Annotated in this window: 21 protein-coding genes; 16 read left to right on the top strand and 5 right to left on the bottom strand. The window is 60.8% G+C overall.

Going from position 1 to position 23301, the window contains the following annotated elements; all coding sequences use genetic code 11:
- The first annotated feature begins 2 nt into the window (after positions 1-2).
- Complete coding sequence (locus HQN78_RS24155; RefSeq protein ID WP_235086912.1) at positions 3-644, top strand: GNAT family N-acetyltransferase; 642 nt, start codon at positions 3-5, stop codon at positions 642-644.
- Between the two features lie 67 nt (positions 645-711).
- Positions 712-1491 carry a cephalosporin hydroxylase family protein gene (locus tag HQN78_RS24160; RefSeq protein ID WP_235086914.1) on the top strand — a complete coding sequence of 260 codons (780 nt, stop codon included), beginning with the start codon at positions 712-714 and terminating at the stop codon, positions 1489-1491.
- A 4-nt stretch (positions 1492-1495) separates the two neighbouring features.
- Here the strand turns inward: HQN78_RS24160 and rfbF are convergent, their stop codons facing one another.
- The gene (rfbF, locus tag HQN78_RS24165) at positions 1496-2281 is read right to left on the bottom strand and encodes a glucose-1-phosphate cytidylyltransferase (protein ID WP_235086916.1); all 786 of its coding nucleotides are present in this window, start codon (positions 2279-2281) and stop codon (positions 1496-1498) included.
- Between the two features lie 22 nt (positions 2282-2303).
- The gene (locus tag HQN78_RS24170) at positions 2304-3269 is read right to left on the bottom strand and encodes a glycosyltransferase family A protein (RefSeq protein WP_081545459.1); all 966 of its coding nucleotides are present in this window, start codon (positions 3267-3269) and stop codon (positions 2304-2306) included.
- Between the two features lie 829 nt (positions 3270-4098).
- Between HQN78_RS24170 and HQN78_RS24175 the strand changes: the two genes are divergently transcribed.
- The 11 genes from HQN78_RS24175 (at position 4099) to HQN78_RS24225 (ending at position 18445) form a co-directional block, all read left to right on the top strand.
- Positions 4099-10842 carry a glycosyltransferase gene (locus HQN78_RS24175; protein WP_235086919.1) on the top strand — a complete coding sequence of 2248 codons (6744 nt, stop codon included), beginning with the start codon at positions 4099-4101 and terminating at the stop codon, positions 10840-10842.
- Between the two features lie 191 nt (positions 10843-11033).
- Positions 11034-11882: a flagellin gene (locus HQN78_RS24180; protein WP_081545457.1), complete on the top strand. Its 849-nt coding sequence runs from the start codon at positions 11034-11036 to the stop codon at positions 11880-11882.
- Between the two features lie 185 nt (positions 11883-12067).
- Entirely contained in the window at positions 12068-12916 is an 849-nt protein-coding gene (locus tag HQN78_RS24185) for a flagellin (RefSeq protein ID WP_048414322.1), read from the top strand.
- 77 nt (positions 12917-12993) lie between these two features.
- The gene (locus HQN78_RS24190) at positions 12994-13422 is read left to right on the top strand and encodes a flagellar protein FlaG (RefSeq protein ID WP_043642102.1); all 429 of its coding nucleotides are present in this window, start codon (positions 12994-12996) and stop codon (positions 13420-13422) included.
- Between the two features lie 44 nt (positions 13423-13466).
- Positions 13467-14840 (top strand): flagellar filament capping protein FliD, encoded by a 1374-nt coding sequence (fliD, locus tag HQN78_RS24195; RefSeq protein ID WP_081545456.1) that lies wholly within the window; start codon positions 13467-13469, stop codon positions 14838-14840.
- 82 nt (positions 14841-14922) lie between these two features.
- Positions 14923-15348 (top strand): flagellar export chaperone FliS, encoded by a 426-nt coding sequence (gene fliS, locus HQN78_RS24200; RefSeq protein ID WP_107800445.1) that lies wholly within the window; start codon positions 14923-14925, stop codon positions 15346-15348.
- Positions 15345-15674: a hypothetical protein gene (locus HQN78_RS24205; RefSeq protein WP_235086921.1), complete on the top strand. Its 330-nt coding sequence runs from the start codon at positions 15345-15347 to the stop codon at positions 15672-15674. The genes fliS and HQN78_RS24205 overlap by 4 nt, the downstream gene beginning before the upstream one ends.
- 125 nt (positions 15675-15799) lie before the next feature.
- A complete protein-coding gene (locus tag HQN78_RS24210) occupies positions 15800-16153 on the top strand; it encodes a DUF2802 domain-containing protein (RefSeq protein ID WP_235086923.1) in 354 nt (117 codons plus the stop codon).
- Positions 16150-17175 (top strand): flagellar hook-length control protein FliK, encoded by a 1026-nt coding sequence (locus HQN78_RS24215; protein ID WP_107800443.1) that lies wholly within the window; start codon positions 16150-16152, stop codon positions 17173-17175. Before HQN78_RS24210 ends, HQN78_RS24215 begins: the two co-directional genes overlap by 4 nt.
- The gene (locus HQN78_RS24220) at positions 17156-17497 is read left to right on the top strand and encodes an EscU/YscU/HrcU family type III secretion system export apparatus switch protein (RefSeq protein WP_019103813.1); all 342 of its coding nucleotides are present in this window, start codon (positions 17156-17158) and stop codon (positions 17495-17497) included. Before HQN78_RS24215 ends, HQN78_RS24220 begins: the two co-directional genes overlap by 20 nt.
- 81 nt (positions 17498-17578) lie before the next feature.
- Positions 17579-18445, top strand: a complete 867-nt coding sequence (locus HQN78_RS24225) for an NAD(P)-dependent oxidoreductase (protein WP_107800442.1) — start codon at positions 17579-17581, stop codon at positions 18443-18445.
- A 64-nt stretch (positions 18446-18509) separates the two neighbouring features.
- Here HQN78_RS24225 and HQN78_RS24230 read toward each other — a convergent pair whose 3' ends face one another.
- Complete coding sequence (locus HQN78_RS24230) at positions 18510-18779, bottom strand: HU family DNA-binding protein (RefSeq protein ID WP_048414328.1); 270 nt, start codon at positions 18777-18779, stop codon at positions 18510-18512.
- A gap of 64 nt (positions 18780-18843) precedes the next feature.
- The gene (locus HQN78_RS24235) at positions 18844-19710 is read right to left on the bottom strand and encodes a YicC/YloC family endoribonuclease (RefSeq protein ID WP_107800441.1); all 867 of its coding nucleotides are present in this window, start codon (positions 19708-19710) and stop codon (positions 18844-18846) included.
- 107 nt (positions 19711-19817) lie between these two features.
- Here HQN78_RS24235 and HQN78_RS24240 point away from each other — a divergent pair, with 107 nt between their 5' ends.
- The 3 genes from HQN78_RS24240 (at position 19818) to rph (ending at position 22441) form a co-directional block, all read left to right on the top strand.
- Positions 19818-20768 (top strand): serine/threonine-protein kinase, encoded by a 951-nt coding sequence (locus HQN78_RS24240; protein ID WP_081545449.1) that lies wholly within the window; start codon positions 19818-19820, stop codon positions 20766-20768.
- 13 nt (positions 20769-20781) lie between these two features.
- Complete coding sequence (locus tag HQN78_RS24245; protein ID WP_235086925.1) at positions 20782-21663, top strand: PP2C family serine/threonine-protein phosphatase; 882 nt, start codon at positions 20782-20784, stop codon at positions 21661-21663.
- Positions 21664-21724: 61 nt separating this feature from the next.
- Complete coding sequence (gene rph / locus HQN78_RS24250) at positions 21725-22441, top strand: ribonuclease PH (RefSeq protein ID WP_107801945.1); 717 nt, start codon at positions 21725-21727, stop codon at positions 22439-22441.
- A gap of 46 nt (positions 22442-22487) precedes the next feature.
- Here rph and HQN78_RS24255 read toward each other — a convergent pair whose 3' ends face one another.
- The gene (locus HQN78_RS24255) at positions 22488-23294 is read right to left on the bottom strand and encodes a serine protease (protein ID WP_107800439.1); all 807 of its coding nucleotides are present in this window, start codon (positions 23292-23294) and stop codon (positions 22488-22490) included.
- Positions 23295-23301 lie beyond the last annotated feature (7 nt).

The following is a 23301-nucleotide window of genomic DNA, read 5'->3' on the forward strand; positions in this document are numbered from 1 at the left end:
TGATGACGCTTAATGCCATCCAGCCCCGCCTGGACGATGTGATCGCAGGCCGGCAGACGCTGGAGCTCGACATCCTGGACGATGAGGGCCAGGCTTGCGGCGTGTTGCGGCCGCTGACGCGGGCCGACCTCGACGACGACGACATCATCCGCAAGCTCACCGAATGGCGGAATCAGAATATGGCGAATTTTCTCAGCCATTTTGTCGCGACGCCTGAGCGAACCCGGCGCTGGATGAGCGAGGTGCTGTTCAAAACGCCGGGGCAGCTGCTGTTCCTGGTATGTGCGGATGGCCAGGTGGTTGGGCATTTCGGCTTCAAGGACCTGAGCCGGGACGAGGTTCTGCTCGACAATGCGATGCGAGGCGAGCGCCTGGGGCATCCTAAACTATTCGTCTACGCCGGAAGGCGGTTGGTCGCCTGGTTATTGCGAGAGGCCGCGGTGCGGCGCGTCCATGCCTATGTAATGACGGAGAACGTGGCCTCGGTGATGATGAACAAGCAGATAGGTTTCACCGGCTGGCTGCGTCATCCCCTGATCAAACGCGTCAAAAACGGAGAAACGCGCTGGGAGATGGGCGCGTCAGACGAATCCAGCCCGGATGAGCGCTATTGTTTCCGGCTTGTGATCGAACAGCCCGAGTGATGATTTCCTCCGACGCCGGGGCTGCTTCGCAGGCCCGCCGCCGGATTCCATGCTAAGGAAGCACCCAATGGACGAGATTCAAAAGTTTGCCCGGGAAGTCGAGCAGAATATTCAAGGCCTGGCGGGAGACCAAGCGCTCCAGCAACTGTCGCGCACCTGGACCCGCGACGTGGCCCGGCATAAGTGGTCCTATAATTTCGCCTGGATGGGACGGCCGGCGATCCAGTTTCCCAACGACGCCTGGGCGATGCAGGAATTGATTTGGCAGGTGAAGCCGGATCTCATCATCGAGGCTGGCATCGCTCATGGCGGCTCCCTGGTGTATTACGCGTCCTTGCTGGCCATGCTGGATATGAGCGAGGCGGTGGAAAGCGGGGCGGCGTGCGATCCCAAAAGCACCCGGCGCAAGGTCCTGGGTCTGGACATCGACATCCGCTCGCACAACCGCGCGGCGATTGAGAGCCATCCGATGGCCAACTGGATTCAGATGATAGAGGGTTCCAGCGTGGCGCCCGAGACGGTAGCCAAGGTCAGGGACATCGCCAAAGGACATCGGCGCATCTTGGTGAGCCTGGACTCCAACCATACTCATGAGCATGTGCTGGCCGAGCTGAAGGCGTATGCGCCCCTGGTGACGGCGGGCAGCTACTGCGTGGTTTTCGACACCATTGTTGACGATATGCCGGCGGAACTATCGACGGATCGGCCCTGGGGGCCGGGCAACAATCCCAAAACCGCGGTGCGCGAATACCTGGCCGACCATCCCGAATTCGAGATCGACGCCGATATTCACCATAAATTGCTGATCACCGTTGCGCCGGACGGTTATCTGAAGCGTATCGCCTGAGCCATCAGGACAGCTCGGGCTGCCAGACCCTCCACGGCGCCCGGCCGCTTTCCCACAGCTCGTCCAGCTGGATTTTTTCGCGCAGCGTATCCATCGGCTGCCAGAAGCCGGCATGTTGGAAGGCCGTCAGCTGACCCATGGCGGCCAGCTTCGCCATCGGCTCGCCCTCCCAGCTGGAGTGGTCGCCTTCGATCAAGGCGATCACTTCGGGCTGCAGCACGAAAAAGCCGCCATTGATCCAGCCGCCGTCGCCCGGCGGTTTTTCCTTGAAGCCTGTGACGCGGCTGCCTTTGCACACCAAGGCGCCAAACCGGCCTGGAGCTTGTACCGCCGCCACCGTGGCCAGTTTGCCGTGCTCACGGTGAAAGGCGATCTCCGCGGTCAGATCGATGTCGGCCAGCCCGTCGCCATAAGTGAAGCAGAACGCTTCGCCGGCCGGCAGGTAAGGGGCCACGCGTTTGAGCCGGCCTCCGGTCATCGTGTGCTCTCCGGTATTGACCAGAGTCACATGCCAGGGCTCTGCATGCTGGCGATGCACCTTCATTTGATTCTGGGTGAAATCAAATGTCACATCGGACATGTGCAGGAAATAATTGGCGAAATATTCCTTGATGACATAGCCCTTGTAGCCCAAGCAAATGATGAAGTCATTGATGCCGTGCGCGGAAAAGATCTTCATGATGTGCCACAGAATGGGCCGGCCTCCCACGCTGATCATCGGCTTGGGTTTGAGGTGGCTTTCTTCCGATATCCGGGTGCCGAGTCCGCCGGCCAGGATCACGGCTTTCATCTGCAAGTTTCCATGGCGTCAATCAACGAATGCTGCCGTAACGCTCGTGCAGCAACACATCCATGAAATTGGCGGCGGAGGCCTGGGCCTTGATGTATTCGGTCAGGATGGGGGAGGTTTCTTCGCTGATCTGGGGGAAGGACAGGCCATAGCAGGCCAGGGTGTTGCGGTACTTGAGCAGGCAGCAGTTGCTTATGCTGTTGATCATCATGTCCCGTTCCTGTCCGGCGGGCAGATTGCGCCGGATGACGTCTATATAGGCGTTGATCTGGTTTTCATAGCTGGCGAAGCCATCCAGGCCATCCAGCATCAGCTTGCGCTTATAGGCTTCCTGGTCGCCGTAGTCGTGCGCCTGGCGCATGAAGAACAGGATTTCAGGGTCGTAAGCGAATGCGCCTTGGGCTGCCATCTCGAACAACAGCACATGGTCGATGCCGACGATGGGCATCGCCACATTGCGGTATTGCACTTTGCGGAAGGCCGACATGCGGTTCATGCCGTAGGCCTGATAGGCGTAGACCAGGCCCCAGGCCACCACATGCATGCGTGAGAAGGTGTCCATGCCGCGGGTGTCGAAAATACCGCCGATCTGGCTGCCCACGCCGCTTTCATTGAAAAAAGCGGATGCCGTCACCGCCAGGACCACATCGGGCTGGTTGTCGAGTTGGGCGACGCAGCGCTCAATGTATTGTTTGTGATACAGATCGTGGCCGGCGGCGAACATCATGTATTCGCCGCGGCAGCGGTCGAAAATCCGGTAGAAGTTCTGCGGCGCGGCAACCGTTTCTTCCGTGCGCAGCAAAGTGATGCGGGAATCTACCGCGGCATAACTTTGCAGTAGTTCATAAGTGCCGTCGTCGGAATGGTTGTCGGAGATGATCAGTTCAAAATCGCCGTAAGTCTGCCCCAGCAACGATTGCAAAGTCATGTCCAGATATCTTGCCTCCCGGTAGACGGGCATGCCGATGCTTACTTTTGGAATAGTCATTGTTCTACCTTGTAAAGATTGGAAGTCGTTGCTGCTGCCTGCATTCTAGCCAAGGCCGATGAAGATCGGCGACTGTAAACAGCGGCCCGGGAAGTCTTGCGCATTGCGGTCGCAAGCGGCGCGATTGGCTGCGCGCTTATTCTACCCAGGCGGGGTAGGGGCCGGTAGTCCCTTGCCAAGGCTGCGGCATGGGGATTCAAAGGCCGGGCTTGGCGGCGGCGCCCTCTTTGGGCGGCGATAAACGCGATTCCGTTAAGCTGGGCATGATGTGATGCGAGCCGCCATGTTTGGGTGTCCGCGTTCAACTTAAGGCGCGCATTGCGCAAATCAAGCCTTTGGGCCATGTCCAGGCCTTATCGTGTCAGCGTCCGGGGCTGCTGCATTATAGTCCCATCCCAATCAGAGACGCTGGCGGCAGGTCTGGCTTGTATGCGGTAATCGTACCAATGATGACATTTTCATGAATACGGGCCGAATCTCCTTTGGGAGGGACGGGTTTCATGGTTTGAGCCGGTGTGGTGGGGGACCACCTCGCTTCGGGCTTGCTGCCTAGCTCCTGTACGAAGATGACATGGGCTTGTATCTGAGCGTCCTGTATCTTGTCCGCGTTCGCCGGCTATTCTTCGGAAAGGCCGGTCTTTCGCGTCGCGGGCGGCCATTCATGCGGACATCGTGTCGCTGAGGCGCTGCGGCCCCCTTTGATTCCGAGGATTTCGGCATGATTTGGGCTGTTGCCCATGACGTTTCTCAGTAATATATGGCAACCCGAATTTTAACCTGCCGTCTTAGCCTGGCGGGCTGTGCTGTCGCCATTCAGGAAACCAAGAAGATGAACTCACTTTTTCTCACTGTCGAAACTCAAGCGGAGTTGGAGCAAGTCCAGGCCTATCTTGCCGTTCATGATCCCAACCAGTTTGAGTTGGTACTGGTGATTAACGCCCAGTTGATGTCGCCGGCATTATCGGCGCTGCAAGCCCGTTCCAAGGTGTGTTTGGTTCCATTCGTGAATGGCCTGCCCATGTTGGATGCGCATAATCTGGCTGCAGCCGGCGGAGAGTGGGTGGGTTTTGCCTGCGGCTTGGGCTTGCCGGTCGATACCGCTCCGGTCGCCGACGACGGCGCTCATTGGCGCGTGAGCGATAGTTGGGCTTGTTTGCCGGGCGGAGTGCCTTTGCGTCGAGAGCGAGCGCGGCAGAGCGAAGGCGATTATGGCCGCTTCCAATTGAGCGGCGTGGAGGACTTCGCCGCTCATCTGCAGCAATGCGGGGAACCGAGTTGGCTATTGGCGCAGCAAGCCAACGGCTGGCTACGCAAAAGCTGGCTCTTGCAATTGGCCGCAGGCGCTCGTCGTTTATCGCCGCATCAATGGCTGCATCGTCGTTTACGGCAGGCGTTCGCGGGAGGTGAAACCGTTGTCTTGACTCATTCGCCCCAGGCCGCGGCCACGCATATCGATGCGTTGGCTAAAGGAGAGGAAGAGCGAGTCCTGTGGTTGCAGCGTGAACTTGTGGGCTGGCTTGAATTGTTGTGCGACGTCTATGCGGATGAATTGCTGGTGCGCTTGGCCTTGCAAGCCTTGCTGCCGCTGAACCGGCCATGGCTGCTGACCGACCGAGGCGCGGCCGACAACTTGGTTGGCCAATTGTCCAGCGTGTTTCGCCAGCAATATCCTCAGGCGCCGCTGCTGAGAAGCCCGCTATTGGAGGGCGCAGGCTGGCGAGTTATGGCGGAAGCGCAGATAGACCGAATCCAGGTGGCCAGTTTCGCCTATGCGGAATCGTTCGCAGCGCAAGCCGGAGCGATGACGCTGGCGACCATCCGTCATGAATGGGTTCGTCTGGACCGTTTGCTGGGTGTGGAGTGTTTTGACGCGACCTTGCAAGACCCGGATGGGCAGTTCATGCAGTTGATGGCGCTCTATCGGGACGGAGATGGCCGCTGGGTGCTGCCGTCTTTGCTCGCCTCGTGGCCGGAGGACGCCTTGATTCGCCTGACTGAGCTATTGCAGGATGGCGCGAAAGGGATTCAGCCCAACCATGCCCAGGTCCGCGATGCGGCCCTGGCGCGCGAGCTTGAGCAGAGCGGCGCCGGGCGTTTTCTGCCTGGGCTGGAAGGGTATGCGACCTTGGTCCAGCACGCTTTACGCTACCGGGCGGCTGCCGATCTTGGGCCTCTGGGCCGGGTGCTGGACTGTGCGTCGGGGGCCGGCTACGGCTGGCATATTCTGGCGGACGCGGGCAGCATGGCCGATTACACCGGCATTGACCTCAACGCCGACGCAATCCGTTTTTCCCAGCGTTTCATCCCCGGCGACGCCGAGAATTGCCGATTTGAGGCGCGTCTGCTGAATACGCTGCCGCCTGCCGCCTACGATACGGTGATCTCATTTGAAACCATAGAGCACACGGATGATCCGGAGCTGTTCCTGTGGGAGCTCTCCGAACGCATCGCCGCGGGCGGCCGCTTGCTGCTGAGTTTGCCCACCGAGCGCTGGGCCGGCTCTCACCTGAACCCGACGCATTGGACCAACTGGACGGAGTCCAGGGTGCGTCGTTTGTGCTCGCGCGTATTCGAAAAGGTGGACTTGCATCGTTTGCGGTTGTCGCTGGTGTCCCCTGAGACCTTCCAGTCCGGGCTGCTGCACCAGAACTGCGCCGAGTCTGGCGAGGATGAAGGCTTCCTGCTGGTGCTGGAGCAGCCAAGACCGCGGGCGCTGGCCAAGCGGGTGGTCGTTCAAAGACGTTTTGCCATGGGCGACGCGCTCTTGGCCAGCTCGGTATTGCCCGCTTTGCGCCGGAAATATCCTGATCGGCAATTGTTGGTCAGAACCCAGGTGGTTGAGGCTTTCCAAGCCATCGAGGAGGCCGACATCGTCGGTTGCATGTCGCTGCAGTTGCGTCCGGACGATATTGTCGTCGATCTGGATGGCGCTTATGAACATGCCAGGGATTTGCACATCATTGAGGCGTATGCGCGACGCAGCGGGGTTGCGCCGAGCGCACCCTCGCTGCCGCGGCTGATGCAGGATTATCGGCCATTGGCCAACAAGATCGTGGCCTCGGGCTGGCTGGCGGCTAAAAAGCCGGAGCATCTGGTGGCCATCCATATGGCGGCAAGTTCGCCGGACCGCATCTGGCCGGCGGCGCGTTGGGGAGAATTGTTGCCGGCGCTGGCCGCCCGCAATATCGGGCTTGTGTTGTTGGGCAGCGGCAAGGATTTTACGCTGGAAAACCTGCCCGAGGCCGCCAGAGCGGGTGTGGTGTCCCTGGTCAATGAGCTGCGTCTGGCCGAAACCGCGGCGGCGATTTCGGTTGCCGACATGCTGATCGCTCCGGACTCCGGCCTGATCCACATCGCCCATGCGGTCGGCACGCCGGTGCTTGGCTTGTTCGGCATGGCTGAGCCGGCGCAGCGCCTGCCGTTGCGCGGCGCATCGCGGGGCCTGATTGCCGATATCGAGTGCAAGGGGTGTCTCGCAGAGCTGCCGGCGGAAGCCGCGCCGCTGTGTCGTAGAGGACACGCGTATTGCATGGATATGCTGACGGTGGAGTCGGTGCTGACCGCCGCCACCGGCATGCTGCAAGAGGTGCCGAATCAACAGTGGCGCAGCCGCCTGCTGCAAAACATTCCATTGCCGTTCTCCTGGGGCAAGGCCAACCGTTTGCAGAACGAGAGCAGACAGGATATTTCAGGGCTGGCGAGTCCTGTGCTTGCCTCCCCTGAGGCGCCGCGCCGCAAGCCGAGAATCGGCGTCTTGACCCGAGATGCTCTGGACGAGGCTTGTTATCGTCTGCGTTTGGGAGACGCCCTGCAGTTGGTGGAAAAAGAGTTCGACCACTATTACTACAAGCATTCGGCCGCCTACCTATATGACGGGGTGTATCCGTTCGACAGCGATGACGATTTCGTCAGGGAAATGGATATCTTCCTGGTGCAGCGTCTGTTCCCAAGGCCGGAGAGCAAGGCCCTGCTTGAAAAGCTGGTCGAATCCGGCAAGCCCATCGTTTACGAAGTGGACGACTGGTTGCCGGAAATGCCTGAGTCGCATCTGATGTACAAAGAGTGCGAATCTTCTTTTGAGCAGATCAAATGGCTGCTGCCCAAATGCGCATTGGTCACGGTGACCACCGAGCCGTTGGCGGAGAAAGTGCGCCCCTTCAACGATAAGGTTTTTGTTTTCACCAACACGCTGGCCCGGGACCGCTTCGTAACGCCTAGGCCGCGCAATGACAAAGTCACCATCGGCTTTGCCGGCACCACGTCCCGCGGCAAAGAAATGGCGGCGATAGAGCCGGCGCTGATGCGTATTTATCGAGAATACGCCGGTTTGGTGAAATTCGTATTCTGGGGAGAAGTCCCCAAATCCATGGTGGGGATGAAGGATGTCCGGCAAGTCACCACGTTTGTGAATTACAGCAAGTTTCTGACCGATCTTGCGGACCTGCGGCTGGATATCGGCATCGCTCCTTTGGCTCACGGCGCATTCAACGACAGCAAGTCCGATTTGAAATGGCTGGAGTACTCCGTGGTCGGCGCGGCGACGGTTTTGTCCGATACGCCGGCCTACGCCTGGCTCAAGGATAGCGGCATGGCCAGCGTGGTGGAGAACACGGAGCAGGCATGGTTCGAGGCCTTGGCGGCCTTGGTTGAGGACGCGGATCTCAGAGAGCGGCGTATTGCGCTGTCCCAGCATTACATCAAGGAGCGCAGGGTACTGGAAGACGCCGTGCCTTTATTGTTTGATCAATGGCGCCAGCTGCTGCCCAAGAACTTGCGGCCAAACGGCATCAGCGAAATGGGAAAGGTCACCACTTACGCCTTTTCCGAACCCGAACAGTTTGCGTTGCGGGACTACCGGCGCTGGCTGGGAAACCATAATCTACGAGAGATCCACGCGGAGCAATTGGCGGAGTCGATGTGCACTACCTGGCAAAGCCGGCCTTGGTTCAATCTGATCGTATTGGCGCCGCAAACCCGGCTGACTCGTCTGGCGGAGAGTCTAGCGGCCTTGGAAAACCAGCTTTACCCTAATTGGCGATTGATCGTGCTGTCCGACAGCGCGGTGCCGGATCCGGTGTTCAACAGCAGCGATCAACTGGGTTGGGTGCAGTTGGATGATCTGAGCGACTTTGAGACGGTGGCCGCGACCATCAACGGCGTGATCTCCGAAGTGGCATCCGATTGGACGTGGTTGTTGCCCGCAGGCTTCCGTCTACAACCGCAGGCCTTGCTGCGTTTTGGCGAGGCCATCCATCAGCATCCGGACTGGAAAGCCGTGTATTGCGACAGCGACGTCGTGTCGCCGATGGGGGAGCGTTTCCTGCCGGCCTTCCGGCCGGACTTCTCGCCGGAATATCTGCGCTCGATGGACTACATCGGCGACGCGGTCGCCTTCTCCACAACCGCGCTGTCGATGCTGGGCGGCTTCCAGCCCTATCCCGGCGCCTACAATTTCGACGCCTTGCTGCGCTTGTTCGAGCTGCAAGGCTCGCATGTCATCGGCCATGTCGACGACATGTTGCTTTCCTTGCCGTGGCGGCATCCCGATCAACAGCCCTTGTGTCTGGCGTCTTGCCAGGTAGCCTTGGAAGAGCATGCCAAGCGTTGCGACCAGTCTGCCAGCGTGGGGCCGGGGCTGGTGGACGGGACCTTCCATTTTGAGTATCAGGTCCAGGGCAGCCCTCTGGTTTCCATCATTATTCCGACGCGGGATAAGCTTGAATATCTGGAGCCGTGCATAGACAGCGTGCTGCAGCGCACCGCCTACCAACACTTTGAGTTGATCATTGTGGACAACCGTTCGGAGCAGCCGGAAACCCAGGAGTATTACCAAGCGTTGCAGGCGAGCTATCCCGGGCGGGTCCAGATCGTGGCCTATGACCAGCCGTTCAATTTCTCCGCCCAGTGCAACCTTGGCGCAGCGCATGCGCGCGGCGACTACTTGCTGCTTTTGAACAACGATACCGAACTGGCACTGGAAAGCTGGTTGGAACGCATGTTGGCGACAGCTCAGCAACCGGGAGTGGGCGTGGTCGGCGCCCGCCTGCTGTATCCGGAAGTCGGGCAAATTCAGCATGCCGGCATTGTATTGGGCTTGCCGGGGGGCATGCACTCGGTGGCGGATCACGTGTTCGAGCCTCAGGACATGAATCTGCCGGGGTATATGAGCCGCGCCGTGACCATGCAGAACTACTCCGCCGTCACTGGAGCTTGTCTGATGGTGGCCAAGTCCACTTACCTGGATGTGGGAGGCATGGATGAAGAAAAATTCCAGGTGTGCTTTAACGACGTCGATCTGTGCTTGAAGGTTCAGGCGGCGGGTTGGCGCAATGTTTACAATCCGTTTGCCGTGATGTACCACCATCACGCCAAGAGCATAGGGCGCACCACTTCCGATCCGCGTATAGCGTTGCAGGCCGCGGTTCGCGAGCGCGGGGAAATGGAGAACTTCCTCCATGCCTGGATGCCGGTGTTGAAACGAGACCCTGGCTTCAACCGGCACCTATCCCTGCGCAAGCGCAGAATGGAACTGGAAACTGAACGGCACGTATCTTGGGACCCGAGCCTGGGCGGACGGCAGCGGGTATTGGGCGTGCCGGTGCCTGGCGGCAGCGGCGAGTACCGGCTGAGTCAGCCCTTATCGGTATTGCAAGAGCACGGCCTGCTGGACGGGGAGATTCTGCAGCCGGTGCATGGCTTGCCCTCTCTGGTGGAAATGGCGCGCATGGCGCCGGATGTCTTATTGCTGCATACCGCGGTGAACGATGGCGTTTTGGACGCTTTGGGGCAATACCGGTCCTACTTCCCTGGCATTCGAACCATCTTGGGCATTGACGACCTGGTGGGCGGCACGCCGCTGAAGAGCGACTTGTACGACCATTGGCGACGCCACTATCCCGATGCCAAGCAGCGTCTGCGTCGGGCGTTGAACATGTCCGATGCCCTGGTCGTGTCGACGGAACCGTTGCGTGAGTTCACGCAGGGCATGGTTGGCGAGGTTGCGGTGATCCCCAACCGTTTGCGTCGCAGCATCTGGGGCGAATTGCAAGCCAAGCGGCGAGTCGGAGCCAAGCCCAGAGTGGGTTGGGTGGGCGCGTCGCAACACCGCGGCGACCTTGAGCTGCTGTTCGAGGTGATCAAGCAGACTCACCAGGAGGTCGATTGGGTGTTCATGGGCATGTGCCTGCCCCAGTTCCGGCCATATGTGGCCGAGGCGCATCAAGGCGTGCCCTTCAGCGAATACCCGGAAAAGGTCGCAACCCTGAATCTGGACCTGGCGGTGGCGCCCTTGGAGATGAACGCGTTCAATGAGGCGAAGAGCAATCTGCGCTTGCTGGAGTACGGCGCGATGGGATGGCCGGTGGTGTGTACCGACATCTATCCGTATCAGACCAACGGCGCGCCCGTTTGCCGCGTGCCGAATGATGTCTCCGTCTGGGTCGACGCCATTCGCAGCCGCGCGCATGACCTGGATCAGGCGGAGCGGGAGGGAGACCTGCTGCGTGCCTGGGTAGAGCGCGACTATTGGTTGGAAGACCATCACGAGGACTGGGCCAAAGTCTTGCGTGGTTGAGTCTAGGGGTGGTAGGGGAGCCGCTTTGCGATCATTGAGATCCAAAGCGGCTTTTTAATGATCGGCTTGAAGCGCGTTAATTGGTAAAAATACCATTTTGGTCAAGTTTATTAACCTTTGGACGATCTAATAGCTGTGCTGCGGAATACGGGCGCTCCGGTTGACGCAGTCTTGATCTCAAGGGGAATCACATGGCTATTACAGTAAACACCAATATTGCGTCGCTGAACGCTCAGCGCAACCTCAACCAATCCAGCAACTCGCTGCAGGTTTCGCTGCAACGCCTGTCTTCCGGCATGCGCGTCAACAGCGCCAAAGACGATGCCGCGGGCCTCGCTATTTCCCAGACCCTGACCTCCGCCATCCGCGGTAACAATCAGGCGATCAAGAACGCCAACGACGGCATTTCCGTCGGTCAGACCGCTGAAGGCGCGCTGGGGCAGATCGCCAACAATATGCAACGTATCCGCGAAATCGCGGTACAGGCGTCCAACGGCTCGGTCAGCAACACCAACCGCTCGCAACTGCAAAGCGAAGTGGACCAGCTGACTCAGGAAATCTCGCGTATCGTGCAAACCACCCAGTTCAACGGCACCAGCCTGTTGTCCGGCGGCTCGGTACTGACCTTCCAGGTGGGCTCGTCCGGCGCGGCGACCAACCAAGTGTCGATTTCCTCCACCGACCTGACCTCGGCGGGCACGTTGAACGCCTATAACTCCAGCCTGACCAATACCGGCACGATCAGCGTGACCACGCAGGCTGGCGCATCTGGCGCCTTGTCTTCGCTGGACGCCGACATCGCCCAGATCTCGAACATCCGTTCGACCTTCGGCGCGGTGCAGAACCGTTTTGACGCGGTGGTCTCCAACCTGCAGAACTATACCGAGAACCTGACGGCGGCCAACAGCCGCATCGTGGATGTCGACTTCGCGGCGGAAACCGCCACCCTGACCAAGAACCAGATTCTGCAACAGGCCGGCACTTCCATCCTGAAGAACGCCAACTCGCTGCCGCAATCCGCGTTGACGCTGCTGCAGTAATGAGGGAAGGGGCTTTGTCCTACCGGGCAAAGCCCCCGCTCTATTTTGGTGCTTGGATGGGAAATGGCATGGTTTGAATGAGGTTTTTGGCAAAATTCACGTTTTGACCGTAAAGTTTATAGAAGCCCTGACGATATGGTGAGTAAGCAAGTCGCTTTGCCCAACTGAACATCAGGAGAATCACCATGGCTATTACCGTCAACACCAACATTGCTTCGCTGAACGCGCAGCGTAACCTCAGCAACTCCAACAACTCGTTGCAAGTTTCGCTGCAACGTCTGTCTTCCGGCCTGCGCGTCAACAGCGCGAAGGACGACGCCGCCGGTCTGGCGATTTCGCAGACCTTGAGCGCCGCCATCCGCGGTAACAACCAAGCGATCAAGAACGCCAACGACGGCATCTCCGTCGGTCAGACGGCGGAAGGCGCTTTGGGCCAGATCGCCAACAACCTGCAGCGTATCCGTGAAATCGCGGTGCAAGCGTCCAACGGTTCGGTCAGCAACACCAACCGCTCGCAGCTGCAAAGTGAAGTGGACCAGCTGACCCAGGAAATTTCTCGTATCGTTCAAACCACCCAGTTCAACGGCACCAGCCTGTTGTCCGGCGGTTCGGTACTGACCTTCCAAGTGGGCTCGTCCGGCGCGGCGACCAACCAGGTTTCGATCTCGTCGACCGACCTGACCTCCGCGGGGATTTTGAACAGCTACAACTCGAGCCTGACCAACACCGGCACCGTGAGCGTTACGACTCAAGGTGGCGCGTCGGGTGCGCTGTCTTCGCTGGATGCCGACATCGCCCAGATTTCGAACATCCGTTCGACCTTCGGTGCGGTGCAAAACCGGTTCGACGCGGTGGTGGCCAACCTGCAGAACTACGTGGAAAACCTGACTGCAGCCAACAGCCGTATCGTGGATGTGGACTTCGCCGCGGAAACTGCTACCCTGACCAAGAACCAGATTCTGCAACAGGCCGGTACTTCGATTCTGAAGAACGCCAACTCGCTGCCGCAGTCGGCACTGACCCTGCTGCAATAAGTCTAGAATGATGGTATGAGCCAGCGGCGGCTCCGGTTGGTTGGGCAACCGGAGCTGCGCGCGTCAGGAGAGTTGTCATGCAAATACCTTCTTTACAATCGCTGCCGATTGCCAACGCGGGCGCATCCGCGCCGCGGCAGCAAACGGTGGAGCTGGCGCAAAGCGGGCAGGGGGCTGATAAGGCCGCTTCCGCTTTGCCGGACAATGCCCAGGCCGTTGCCGCCGCCGGACAGGCGCAGCAGCAGCAGGCGCAAAATACCGCGGCCAAGGAAAAACCATCGGTTACCGAGCAGTTGCAGTCTTCGCTGAAGCAACTGAACAGCGTGGCCTCGCTGTACAATAACCAGCTGGAGTTCTCGGTGGACAAGGACACCGATCTGCAGGTGGTGAAAGTCGTGGACAAGGAAACTCAGAAGGTCATCCGGCAGATACCTTCCGAGGACGCGATCCGGATCGCCAAGGCGATCGGCGACTTCAAGGGCATGCTGCTGAAGGACAAGGCTTGAGTCCCGGGAGCGGCTCAACAAATACACATTAAAGGGTGATGAACATGGCAGGGATAACCACATCAGTCGGCGCGATCGACGTCCAAACCATCGTAAGCCAGTTGATGGCGATCGATTCCCGGCCATTGGTCGCCAGTCAGAAGAAACTGGACGGCTACAACACCCAGTTGAGCGATCTTGGCAAGATCGGTTCCGCGCTGTCCGCGCTGCAAAGCGCGATCACCAGCTTGTCGTCGGGATCGTTCTTGCAAGCGTTCAAGGTGTCCTCCAGCGACACTTCCGTAGCCGGGGTCAGCACCACTTCCGGCGGCGTCAACGGCACTTATGTCGTCAACGTCGCCAAGCTGGCGACCTCTCGGCAACTGGTGTTCGACCAGTTCAACGGCACCGACATCAAAAGCGCGCAAACGGAAATCACCGGCGCGCCCAATGAACTGAAGTTCACCATCAATGGCAAGGAACAGACGGTCAAGCTGAGGGATAATCCTGGCGACAAAGTCACCTTGCAGTCCATTTCCGACAAGATCAACGCCGAAGGCATGGGCATCAACGCCTCTGTCGTTAAAAACGGCGACAACTACAAGCTGGTGGTGGCGTCGACCGCCTCCGGCACCGACAATAAGTTCTCCATCAGCGCAGGCGGCACAGACTCCGGCGGAATCAGCGGTTCGACGCTGGCTGGCTTGACGCAAAGTCCAACCGCCAACGGCGAGTCCAAGGACGCGGTCAACGCCGAGTTGACTGTGAACGGCGTGCAGGTGACCTCCGGCAGCAATAAAGTCAGCGGCGCGATTCCTGGCGTTGAGTTGGACTTGTACAAGGGCGGAACCGGCGTTTCCACCACGGTGACGCTGAATCAGGACTCCGCCGGCATCGGCAAGAATCTGCAAGGTTTTGTCGACGCGTATAATCAAGTCCTAAGCGCGATCAAGGATGCTCGCGGCGGCAGCATGAAAGGCAATGCCTCGGTTTTGTCGATTCAGCAAAAGCTGCAGGATGTGTTGACCAAATCCATACCCGGCGTCGACCCGGTCAATTCCTTTGCCTACCTGTCTCAGATCGGGATCGCGATTCAAAAGGACGGCACTCTCAAGCTGGATCAGACCAAGTTCAACGACGCCTTGAAAAAAGACCCGACCGCGGTGAAAAACCTGTTCGGGAATACCAGTAGCAATGGGATTGCCCAGTTGTTGAACAAAGAGATCAACAGTTTGTTGGGCCCGAGCGGCGTGGTGGAAAGCAGCAAGAGCTCGATCAATTCGCGCATCAGCACTGAGAAAGCGTCGCAGGATGCGCTGACCGCTCGGCTGACCGCGCGACAGAAACAATATATCCAGCAATACACCGCCTTGAATTCGACGCTGGCTAAAATGCAGGCTTCGACCAATAATCTGAGCGGTCTGATGTCTCAAGTATGAATTTGGTATTTCGTCATGATTTTACGCTGAGGTCGGATCGGGCAGAACCGCCCGCCGACCCGGCTCAGCCGGTGGCAACAATATGCTGAACTCCAGAATGTTGAAGCAATTCAACAAGGCTTATGAAAACGACGCCTTGAAGGCCGCGGTGTACGGCGCCAGCCCGATCGGGATCGTGGTCATGCTGTACGAAGGCGCGATCAAGGCGATCATGACCGCCGGCATTGCGATCGAAGCTCAGCGCTTCGATGAAAAGGCGCGCATGATCTCCAAGGCGATGGACATCATCGAAGGCCTGCGCATCGCGCTGGATGTGGAAGCCGGCAGCGAGGCGGCCGTCAACCTGAACGAGCTGTACCTCTATATGAAGACGCGCTTGGGACAAGCCAGCCTCAAGAACGATCTGACCATTTTGGGGGAAGTCCGCAGCCTGTTGGAAACGATTCTCCCCGCCTGGCAGCAAGTCGACCGCAGTCAGCCCGCGGCCAGCGCGGCGGCGGGCGCATGACGGCGACGGCGCGCGCGACGACCTTGGGACAGCTGGTGGCGGAACTGGAGGCTTTGACGCCTCAGGTGTCCGCAGCGGTGTCCGCCAAGGATTACGAGCGTTTCAACGCCTTGCAGGCGCAGCAGGAAAAGCTGATGTCGCGCCTGTTGGCTTCGCTGACCCAGGAAACGTTGTCCGGCTTGGAGGAGGCTCAGCGCGACAGGCTGCGCGAGCTGGTGCGACGGCGCGAGGAAATTCAGGCCGATCTGGTCCAGTGGTCGGAAGCGTTGCGCTCGGAGCTGGTGCTGATCAATCAGAACTCCCGGGTGCTGAAACACTATCGTTGATCGCAAATCGCCGCGACGGCCCGGCCAGGACGGCGGAGTCGATTTGATGGCGGGTTGGCCTTGGGTTGTTGGAGGTTTCGCCATAAAATTAAGTCACGGCGGAAACTCTTCCATGGGGAACCAAGATGTCCGGCACCTTTTTCCCATACCTGATGGTCGTGCTCTGGCTGATGCTGGCCATGGCGGTGGCGTATGTCTACTGGCGCGTGCTGCGTCTGGAAACCAAACGCGACAGCTTGACCACCATGTATCTCGACCAGCAGCAACAGCAGATCAGCGCTATGCAGCGGGATATGTCGCGCCTGTTGTCCCGGGTGGAGCAGCAGGCGCAAGGGGATGTCGGACTCAGCCCTTACAATCAGGCGATCGAGATGATACGCCAGGGCTTGACGGCTTCCGAAGTGGCCTCCCGCTGCGGCATCTCCCGCAGCGAGGCCGAGTTGATCGTTTCCCTGTACCGAAATAGTCCCACCTCATGATTCCGTCGATCAATACCGGCGTCTTGCCGGCGCAGCAGATCAACCCCTCGCAGCTATTGGGCGAGGGCGCCAAGCTGCTGCTGGAAACCGCGACCCTTCCCAGCCGCTTGCCGACGCTGTTGCTGGGCGAGCAGGTGACGGCGCGCGTGGCGGATCGCCTCGACAATAATCAGCTGGCGGTATTGATCAAGAATTCGCTGTTCACGCTTAACCTGCCCCAAGGGGCGACGGTAAGCGGCGATACGCTGCAGTTGAAGGTGGCGTCGCTGCAACCGGCGCTGACCTTTTTATTGCAGGACGGCGGCAAGGAGAGCGCGGAGCAGACCAAGGGCAGTTCGGTGCAAGTGGCCCTGAGCCCGGCCTCCCGTTACCTGACCCATCTGCTGTCCACCCAAACCAGCGACGCCGGCAAGCCGGTGCTGGTCAACGCGGCGCAGCAGCCGCCGCCCAAGGTGGCGGAGGATTTGCAGCAGGGCGTGGCCAAGAGCGGTCTGTTTTACGAATCCCACCTGAAGGATTTCGCCGACGGCCGCACCAGCCTGGCCGAGATCAAGCAGGAGCCGCAGGCCAAGATGAGCCAAGCCTTGGCCAATACCGAGCACGCGGCGGCCAGCGCGCGGCCGCAGGCGCAGGCCCAAGCCCAGGAGTTGGGCAATCTGGTGCAAAGGCAGCTCAACGGCCTGGAAAACCAGCAACTACAGTTTCAAGGCATGGCCTGGCCCGGCCAGCCCATGCAGATGGTGATCGAACAAGAAAAGACCGAGGCCGACCGCGAAGGCAACGGCCAGCAGGAGATGCAGGCCTGGTCGACCAATCTGTCCTTGAATCTGCCGGCCCTGGGCGGCATGGCCGCGCGCATTCGTCTGGTGGGCCAGTCGGTGCAGGTGTCGTTCTCCGCCGAGGACGAACAGGCCGGGCAGTTGATCACCCAGAACGCCGGCCGGCTGGAGGCGGGTTTGGCCTCGGCCGGCCTGGCCTTGGCCAGCCTGGTGGTGAAGGACGATGGCGCGGCCGCCGAGTGAGGACAAGCGCCGCTCCGCGGTGGCTTTGTCTTACCAGGAGGGGCACCGTTCGCCCAAGGTCGTCGCCAAAGGTTATGGCGAGCTGGCCGAGCGCATCATAGACCGCGCGCGGGAGGCCGGCGTGTTCGTGCACGACTCGCCGGAGCTGGTGTCTTTGCTGATGCAGGTGGACCTGGACAAGAACATTCCGCCGGAGCTCTACCGCGCGGTGGCCGAGGTCCTGGCCTTCGTCTACTTTCTGGAGCATCACGCCTCCGGCAAGGATTATGAATTCGAGGCCTGGCTGGGCGGGCGCAAGCCCGCGCCTTTGCCCGAGCCCTGATTCTCCCCGCCGCGCGCTGGCGTTGCGGCGCGCTTCCCCTTATCCTCGATGAATCTCGTCGTTTTCATCGTGGAGTCGCAAATGAAAGTCGCTTATATCGGTCTGGGCATCATGGGCCGTCCCTGCGTATTGAACCTGCTGAAGGCGGGCCACCAGGTGACGGTGTGGGCGCGCAGCCGCGAACGGGCCGAACCCCTGTTGCAGGCGGGCGCAAGCTGGGCGGACAGCCCGGCCGAGCTGGCCGGCCAGGTCGAGCTGCTGATCACCAATGTGTCGGATACCGCGGACGTGGAACAAGTGCTGCTGGGCGAGCAAGGCGCGGTTCACGGCGCCGGCGCGGGCCTGGTCTGCGCGGATATGAGCACCATCGCGCCCAACGGCGCGCGCCGCATCGCGGAGAGACTGGCGGCTTATGGCGTGGACTTCCTGGACTGTCCGGTGTCCGGCGGAGAGGTGGGCGCCGTCAACGGCACGTTGACCATCATGGTTGGCGGCAAGGCCGAGGCCCTGGAGCGCGCGCGTCCGGCCCTGCAGGCCATGGGGCAGACCATCACCCATATCGGCGCCAGCGGCGCCGGCCAGGTGGCCAAGGCCTGCAACCAGATCGCGGTCGGCGTCGGCGTCGCCGCGGTGGCGGAAATCATGAAGCTGGCCCAGGCCTGCAATGTCGATCCCGCGCCGGTGCGCGCCGCGCTGCTGGGCGGTTTCGCGCAGAGCAAGGTGTTGGATGTCCACGGCCAGCGGATGATAGACGACAACTACGCGCCGGGCTTCAAGGCCAAGCTGCACGCCAAGGACATGCGCATCGTGCTGGAGACGGCGCGCGAGCAGGGCATCCGCTTGCCGGAAGCGGAACGGGTGTCGGGCCTGATCGATCAGCTGGTGGCCGAGGGCGAGGGCGAGCTGGATTCGTCGGCGATCGCGCGGCTGATCTGGCGGCAGAACTGAGGCGGCGGACAAAAAAACGGCGAGGCCAGGCCTCGCCGTTTTAGCAGAAGCGCCGGAGGGCGTCTCAGGCGACCTTGTCTTTCAGCTGCTTGCTGGGTAGAAACACCACTTTGCGCTTGGCGGCGATCTCGATGGTCTCGCCGGTCTTGGGATTGCGGCCGGTGCGGGCGGCGCTTTCCTTGACTTTGTATTTGCCCACCACGGTGGTGATTTCGTCGCCGTTGGCCAGCGCGTTTTGCAGCACTTCGTCAAAAGCGCCCAACACCCGGAGCACGTCGGCCTTGCTCAGGCCGGATGTCTCGGCCAAGGCCGCGATCAGTTCTGCTTTGGTCATGTTTTGGTCTTTCCCTAAGGTCTAGGAGGGCTTGCCGCGGCGGCTCTGGCCGCCGGCGCCGCGCTTACTCGATATTCTGGATCTGCTCGCGCATCTGTTCAATCAGTACTTTCAACTCCACCGAGGCCTGCGTGGTTTCCGTGGAGACCGATTTGGACCCCAGCGTGTTGGCTTCGCGATTCAACTCCTGCATCAGGAAGTCCAGACGCTTGCCGGACTGACCGCCGGCTTTCAGGATGCGGCGCACTTCGCTGAGATGGGTGCTGAGGCGGGCCAGTTCTTCATCGACGTCTATTTTCTGAGCGAACAGCGCGAATTCCTGCTTCAGCCGGTCTTCGTCGACATTGCCCAGCGCCTCTTGCAGGCGGCTGGACAGTTTGGACATATGAGCGTCCAGAATGGCCGGCAGCTTGGGCTTGATGGCGACGACGATGGCTTCCATGCCGGTGATGCGTTCTTCCAGCACCACCTTGAGTTTTTCGCCTTCGCGGCCGCGCGAGGCGTTGAAGTCCTTCAGCGCCACCGCCAGGCTTTCCGTGCACAGCTGCTGCAGCACTTCCGGCGGCAACTCGTTGGTTTTCATCACGCCGGGCCAGCGCATCAGCTCGCCTACCGACAGGCCGCGGTTTTCGCCGGCCTGCTCGCGCACCTGCTGCGAGACCTCGATCAGGCGCTGCAGCACGGCCTGGTTCAATTCCAGCGTCGGCACGGCGCTGTCCACCTGATTGATGCCGACGCGGCATTCCAGCTTGCCGCGGCTGACCTTGGCGGAAATCAGCTCGCGCAATTGCGGCTCGATCACGCGCAATTCTTCCGGCAAGCGCATTTGCAAATCAAGGTAACGGTGGTTGACCGAGCGAATTTCTAGGCTCAGCAAACCGCCGGGAAATTCCCTGCTGCTTGCGGCAAAGCCTGTCATACTTAAAATCATCAGACACCCCCTTAGATGAGCGGATTGTTTACTTTCTCAAGGCTGGGCCCGAATTGCTTTGCTAAGCTCAATCCAAGGCCTGTGGACACTATAACAACTGACACCCCATGACTCAATCGAACCAGCAGACCGCTTTGCCGGCCGGCTCCCGGCTGGGCGAGTACACGATTGTCCGCCAACTCTCCGTAGGCGGCTTCAGTGTTGTCTATCTGGCGCTGGACGATCAGGACAATAAGTTCGCGATCAAGGAGTACTTGCCGCGCAATCTGGCGCTGCGCGACGAGGACGGCCACGTGACGGTGCCGCATGAGTTGGACCGCGAGGCCTTCAATCTGGGGCTGAAGTGTTTTTTCGAGGAAGGGCGCATTCTCTCCGGCATTTCCCACCCCACCGTGGTGAGAGTGATCAATTTCTTCCGCGCCAACCAGACGGTTTATATGGTGATGGAGTACGCCGACGGTCGCTCGCTGGTGCGGGAACTGGAACTGGCCGGCGGACGGCTGGACGAGCGCCGCCTGCGCAAATGGTTCGCCGCGCTCTTGTCCGGGCTGCGCGAGGTCCATCTGCAGCGTCTGCTGCATCTGGACATCAAGCCCGCCAATATCTATCTGCGCCGCAACGGCGCGCCGCTGCTGCTGGATTTCGGCGCGGCCAGGCAGACCTTGTCGCGCCGCGACAAGCACTTCGCCTCGATGTACACCCCGGGCTTCGCCGCGCCCGAGCAATATGAAAAAGACGCGCCGCTAGGGCCGTGGACCGACATCTACGCGCTGGGCGCCTGTCTTTACGCTTGCATGGGCGGCGGCACGCCGCAGATTTCCAAGGAGCGCAAGGAAAGCGATCGGCTGACGCCGGCGAGCAAGGCCTTCCGCCATTTGTACTCCCGCGAGTTGCTGGAGCTGACCGATCAGTGCCTGGCGCTGTCTCCGGAGGAGAGGCCGGCCACCGTGCCGGGGCTGCAAAAGCGCCTGATGGCGGAGGAGTACAGTCCGCCGGAAGAACTGGCGGGCAGCAAGTGGGTGGGATGGATAAAAAACCTGACTGGCGGACGCTCGTGATGAGGGGATCGGCATGAAACTATCCATCTATCAGGAAAGCCGCATCGGCGGGCGAGCGTACAACCAGGACAGGCTGGTGATCGCCCACTCGCGCGACACCGTGATGCTGGCGGTGGCCGACGGCATGGGCGGGCATATGCGCGGCGAAGTGGCGGCGCAAATCACGGTGGACCTGCTCAGCGAGCTGTTTTACCAGCAAGCCACGCCGACGCTGACGCATCCCAATCGCTTTCTCGTCAACGCGGTCAGCACCGCGCATCAAGTCATTCTCGATTACGCCGCCGACCACCGGCTGCCGGAGGTGCCGAGCACCACGGTGGTGGCGGCCATCATCCAGCAGGGGCAGTTGTACTGGTGTCATGTTGGCGATTCCCGCCTCTATCTGCTGGACGAGAAGGGCTTGCGTCTGCGTTCGCGCGATCATTCCCAGGTGCAGCGCCTGATCGATCAGGGTCAGTTGAGCGAGGACGCCGCCAAGGTGCATCCGGAACGCCACAAGATTTACAACTGTCTGGGCGCGGCCAGCGATCCGGACATCGACGTCGGCGAGAAACAAAGCGTGGGCGCGGGCTGCTCCATCCTGCTGTGTTCCGACGGCCTGTGGTCGCAGGTGATGGACCCGGAGCTGGAAAAGGTCTTCGTCCGCCGCAATGTCAGCCAGGTCTTGCCGGCGCTGATGAATGTGGCGGAGCGCCGCGCCGGCGCCGGCGGGGACAATCTGTCCGCGGCGGCGGTCACCCTGCTGGACGAGACGCAGGACTACGGCGAGCGCGAGGACGTGCTGGACACGGAAACGGCGACGCCGCGTCAGATGGGACGGATGATTCTGGACTCCAATCTGGAAACCATGCATCAGGAGATTCTGGCCAGCCGGGTGGCGGGCAAGCGCGACTAAGCGCCGTCGTCGGTGGCGACTGATATAATCGTCGGCATTTACCGTTCTGGACGATGACATGATGCGACCTTCCCAACGCCCGGCCGATGCCCTGCGCACGGTGCGGATCAGCCGCCACTACCTCAAGCACGCCGAAGGTTCGGTGTTGATCGAGTTCGGCGACACCAAGGTGATTTGCACCGCCAGCGTGGACGACGGCGTGCCGGGCTTCCTGAAGGGCAAGGGCCGAGGCTGGGTGACCGCCGAGTACGGCATGCTGCCGCGCTCCACCGGCTCCCGCATGCGCCGCGAATCCTCCGCCGGCAAGCAGTCCGGCCGAACCCAGGAGATTCAGCGCCTGATCGGCCGCTCGCTGCGCGCCGTGGTGGATCTGGAGAAGCTGGGCGAGCGCCAGATCCAGATCGATTGCGATGTGATCCAGGCCGACGGCGGCACCCGCACCGCCAGCATCACCGGTGCCTACGTGGCCTTGGCCGATGCGATCGGCCTGCTGCTGCGCGAGGGCAAGCTGAGCGAGAACCCGCTGCGCGACCAGGTGGCCGCCATTTCGGTGGGCCTGTACCAGGGCATGCCGGTGCTGGATCTGGATTACGCGGAAGACTCCAACTGCGACACCGATATGAATGTGGTGATGACGGGAGACGGCCGCTTCGTGGAGGTGCAGGGCACCGCCGAGGGCGAGCCGTTTGGCGATCAAGAGCTGCAGGCGATGTTGGGCCTGGCCCGTTCCGGCATCCGCGAGCTGGTGGCGCTGCAGCGCCAGGCGCTGGCGGAGTGAGGGCGCAAGCCCTGAATAGTAAAAAGCCCCGTCGCCGGGGCTTTTTTCATGGCTTGGCGCTCTTGCTGATGAACTGCTGCAGCGCATCGTAGAACATCGGCGCGCTGACGCTCATATTGTCTTCTTGCTTGCGCCGCGCGGCGGTGGGGGCGGAGCTTTGCACCGCGACGATGACCGGCTGTCCCGGCCCCATCACGAACACTGGCGAGCCGCTATTGCCTTCCAGCGTGTCGCAGCGGTGGGTCAGGCGGCCGTCCGGGCGCAGCTTGGTCGCCTTGCAGGCGTTGTGCACCAGCAGGTGTTTTTGATCGTCGATGGGGTAGCCGCCCTGGGTCAGCGTCCAGCTCCGCTGGTTCAGCAATTCGCGCAACTGCTTGGCGTTGCCGCTGAAGACGGGCAGCACGCCCTGGGTGTCGCCCAAGGGGGTGGCCAGGCGGACGAAGGCGAAGTCGCGCGGCGCGATGCGCGGCGGGATGTAGAGGCCGTCGGCGCGGCGGTCCAGGCCTTTGAGGAAGCTCTTGTCCACCTGCACTTCCAAAATCTTGCTGCGCGCGGTGAATTCATCGCCCCACAGGCCGACGGTGAAGCTGACCGCCGGATCGAAACGGCCTTTCTCGTCGACGAAGCAATGGCCGGCGGTCAGCACCACGTCGCGCGCCACCAGCGCGCCGGTGCAAATGGTGCGGGAGCGGGTTTGCAATTGCCCGACGGCGAGCCAGGGTTGATGGTCGGGGCGGGTGCGGACGCGATCGTCCTGGCCGAAGAACAGGATCTTGTGTTCCGCGGAGACGGTGGGGGCGGCGGACGCCGGCAGGGCAAGCAGAACACTGAGGACAAGCAGCGGGAGTTTCATCGAGTTT

The organism is Chromobacterium sp. Beijing, assembly GCF_021496765.1.
In the GTDB taxonomy this organism is placed as follows: domain Bacteria; phylum Pseudomonadota; class Gammaproteobacteria; order Burkholderiales; family Chromobacteriaceae; genus Chromobacterium.